4 protein-coding genes are annotated in these 2,858 nt (G+C 56.5%); 2 read left to right on the top strand and 2 right to left on the bottom strand.

What is annotated here, in order from left to right; translation table 11 throughout:
- Positions 1-410 precede the first annotated feature (410 nt).
- Both IV91_RS0111120 and IV91_RS15925 read right to left on the bottom strand, forming a co-directional pair.
- Positions 411-920: a hypothetical protein gene (locus IV91_RS0111120; RefSeq protein ID WP_031598370.1), complete on the bottom strand. Its 510-nt coding sequence runs from the start codon at positions 918-920 to the stop codon at positions 411-413.
- 15 nt (positions 921-935) lie between these two features.
- Positions 936-2,171, bottom strand: coding sequence for a helix-turn-helix domain-containing protein (locus tag IV91_RS15925; protein ID WP_035417878.1), 1,236 nt, complete (start codon positions 2,169-2,171; stop codon positions 936-938).
- 136 nt (positions 2,172-2,307) lie between these two features.
- Here IV91_RS15925 and IV91_RS17335 point away from each other — a divergent pair, with 136 nt between their 5' ends.
- Together IV91_RS17335 and IV91_RS0111105 are read left to right on the top strand one after the other, a co-directional pair.
- Entirely contained in the window at positions 2,308-2,487 is a 180-nt protein-coding gene (locus IV91_RS17335) for a hypothetical protein (RefSeq protein WP_082783479.1), read from the top strand.
- 31 nt (positions 2,488-2,518) lie between these two features.
- Positions 2,519-2,746, top strand: a complete 228-nt coding sequence (locus IV91_RS0111105) for a patatin-like phospholipase family protein (RefSeq protein WP_031598366.1) — start codon at positions 2,519-2,521, stop codon at positions 2,744-2,746.
- The last annotated feature ends 112 nt before the right edge of the window (positions 2,747-2,858 follow it).

Raw genomic sequence — 2,858 nt, 5'->3', positions numbered from 1 at the left:
GCCTGCTGTGGCGAATTCTCCTGCTACGCTTGGTTTCCATACCTGCTCTCCTGTGTCACAATCTGAAGAGGAGTATGCAGAAAAATTATCCGGGAAAATACAACGCCGCTGGCTTACCGCTTACTCCCGACAGAAACTCTTGCAGTCCTGACCACTGGTCAGAAACTCGGACACGAACCCCTGCCAGTCCTGCCTGCTGTGTCGAATTCTCCTGCTACGCTTGGTTTCCATACCTGCTCTCCTGTGTCACAATCTGAAGAGGAGTATGCAGAAAAATTATCCGGGAAAATACAACGCCGCTCAGTTACCGCTTACTTTGCGCGAACCTCAAGCAGGATTCTGTAGTGGGGCTGGTAACCCCACATGAAAAGATGGATGGTGTGCTTTGCCATAAATGCTGAGGCCTGTGCTCAGAGACGCTCCGCGAAACTCGCGAACGGCATCGTGTATCGGTTTTTGGCAAGTACAAGCTTGTATCTATCCGCTTGCGCCACAGTGATATGGCCGTAGCGGATGGCTTGCACGAGTAGATCCTCTGTTCCGAGTATCCGCGCCTCACCGATCAATTCGATGGCTTTGCGGCGAAAGCGCTTTTTCTCGTCCGAGGCAAGATGACACCCAACGGTTGCGGCCAGTGCCAGACAGGCCGCCTCACCGCGCCCCATCAGATCGCGCAGATCGCCGAATAGGGCAAGTGCATCCAGCTCATCAATGATCAGCAGATCGAGTTGACCTGCGGCAATGGCGTTATCGACGGATGCTCTCTGTTCGGGATCGGTCAGCTCCTGCAGCACTTCGGTCGGCAATTGAAACTGGTACGCGGACAATTCGCCGAGCAGTGTCAACTGGCCGATGTGCAGAAAGTTGATCAGCACGTTGGTATCGGTGATGACGACGGTTGTCACGGCCGGAGCGGACATAGGGCGATCCGCCTATCATGCTTGGCCGAGACCGGCCGATGAGAGTACGCGCTCGACATCGTGCCGCCCCATACCCACCATTGCCGCCAACTCGGTCAGTTTGTTCTGGGTGATCTCCTCGCGCCGATTGGCTTCCAGTGCAAGCCCCAGAAAACGGCGACGGAACTCATCTCGCGTTCCCCGCTCCTCCACCGGGTCATCGGCGGCCAAGAAATTGGCGATCGCCCTGCCCGCTCCGGTATCCTCTTCGGACTTCAGGCGCTGAAACTCGCGATCATCGATCAGGCGTAAATTCTTCAGGCGATACAACGCCGAAATGCGGCTCACGCCAAAGTGATGAGCAAGCAGCGCGGCATCGTAGAGTTGGATGTCCTGACTGCCTGGAGTCGCGCGCTGTTCCACTTGGACCACATCGGCCTCATCGAAAACGGCGACTTGTGCACGACTCGCGCCGCCCTTACCTAGGGCTTGGGCAAACTGTACGACACCCTCGGCGGGCATCATAAATTCAGCCGCAAAGGCGTTGGCCCTGACCTCGAGCAGTTCAGTTCGGTTCTCGGCGCGGCTGATGGCACCGGATCGCTCGCGATCAATCAACACATGCGCATATTCATGCGCCAGCGAAAAGCGGCGGCGTAGCGCAGAGTGATCGCTATTGATGACCACAAAAATGCCGATCTTGTCATCCCACAAGGTCAAGCCAGAAATGTTATCGGGTAGCGTAACCAGCCCGGTGCGCACGCCCTGCGACTCGAATAGTTCGACTAGATCACCAATGGGGGACGCGCCGAGTCCCAGCCGCTGCCGCTCCTCAGTTGCAATGCGTTGACCTTGTTGAATGGCATCCCAGCGTGATTTGGGTGCAGGTCGTTCATAAGATGCCGCGCGCAACTGTGCGCGGTCGATTTCCAGCAGCCGTTCCAAGTTGGTCATCTCCCGGCCCAGCGCCAGGCAATCCTGCAGGGCGTGCCGTAGCTCCACCTGTTCGGCAAGTTGTGCCTCGGTACGAAACAGAGCCGCCAATGCATCCTGCTCAACGAAAGCGTCGGCAAAGAAAGCCTTGATGTCGCGCCCGACAGCATAGGCAATACGGTCCAGCTCGATGCTCGATACCGACCGGCTGCCGGCTTCGATCTGGCTAATGGCAATGCGTGATAACTCGACCGCCTCGCCTAATTGCTCCTGCGTCAGGCCGCAACTCTCTCGCGCGGAACGAACGCGTCGTCCAAGCTCTTCTCTGGTGAGAGGCATGACGTTCTCCTTGGTTGGCACTATGTTGCATATGATACAAAAAAATACTATAATTGGCAAGAAATGGATTCAAGGTTAGCTAACTTAACACTCACCCCTCGGCGAGTCTGGGGTTTCACTCATATCGGAGCATGAAATGGCCAAGAACAAACCAGTCGGTGACGGTGCCCGCGTAGGCGCAGTTCGGGCACGTTCGCAGGTCTTCAATCCACAGAATCAGAGCTGGACCAAGCGCGACACTGGCACTGGCCGATTCATGGACCAGAAAGCCGACCCCGATCCGTTCAAGGGCATCCGCAAGGAAAAGCACAAGTAGGCGGGGCAGATCGGCCTGCCAGGAGACTCCCATGGAGCAGTTGACACCCTTTCGTGTGCTATGTCTGGACGGCGGTGGTATGCGCGGGGTCTATCAAGCGGCCTTTCTGGACACGTTTGCCACGCGTGTTACCAGCAACCTCAAACGGTTCGATGTCATCGACATCGGCAAAGCATTTGATTTGGTGGTCGGTACCAGTACCGGAGGCATCGTTGCGTGCGCGCTGGCTGCGGGTGTGCCGCTCGAACGTAAGCGGTAAGCCAGCGGCGTTGTATTTTCCCGGATAATTTTTCTGCATACTCCTCTTCAGATTGTGACACAGGAGAGCAGGTATGGAAACCAAGCGTAGCAGGAGAATTCGCCACAGCAGG

It is taken from the genome of Ferrovum myxofaciens (assembly GCF_000735045.1).
GTDB classification, from domain to species: Bacteria; Pseudomonadota; Gammaproteobacteria; order Burkholderiales; family Ferrovaceae; genus Ferrovum; species Ferrovum myxofaciens.
Note: the sequence above shows the minus strand (reverse complement) of the source record. Positions and strands in the feature narration are given on the sequence as shown.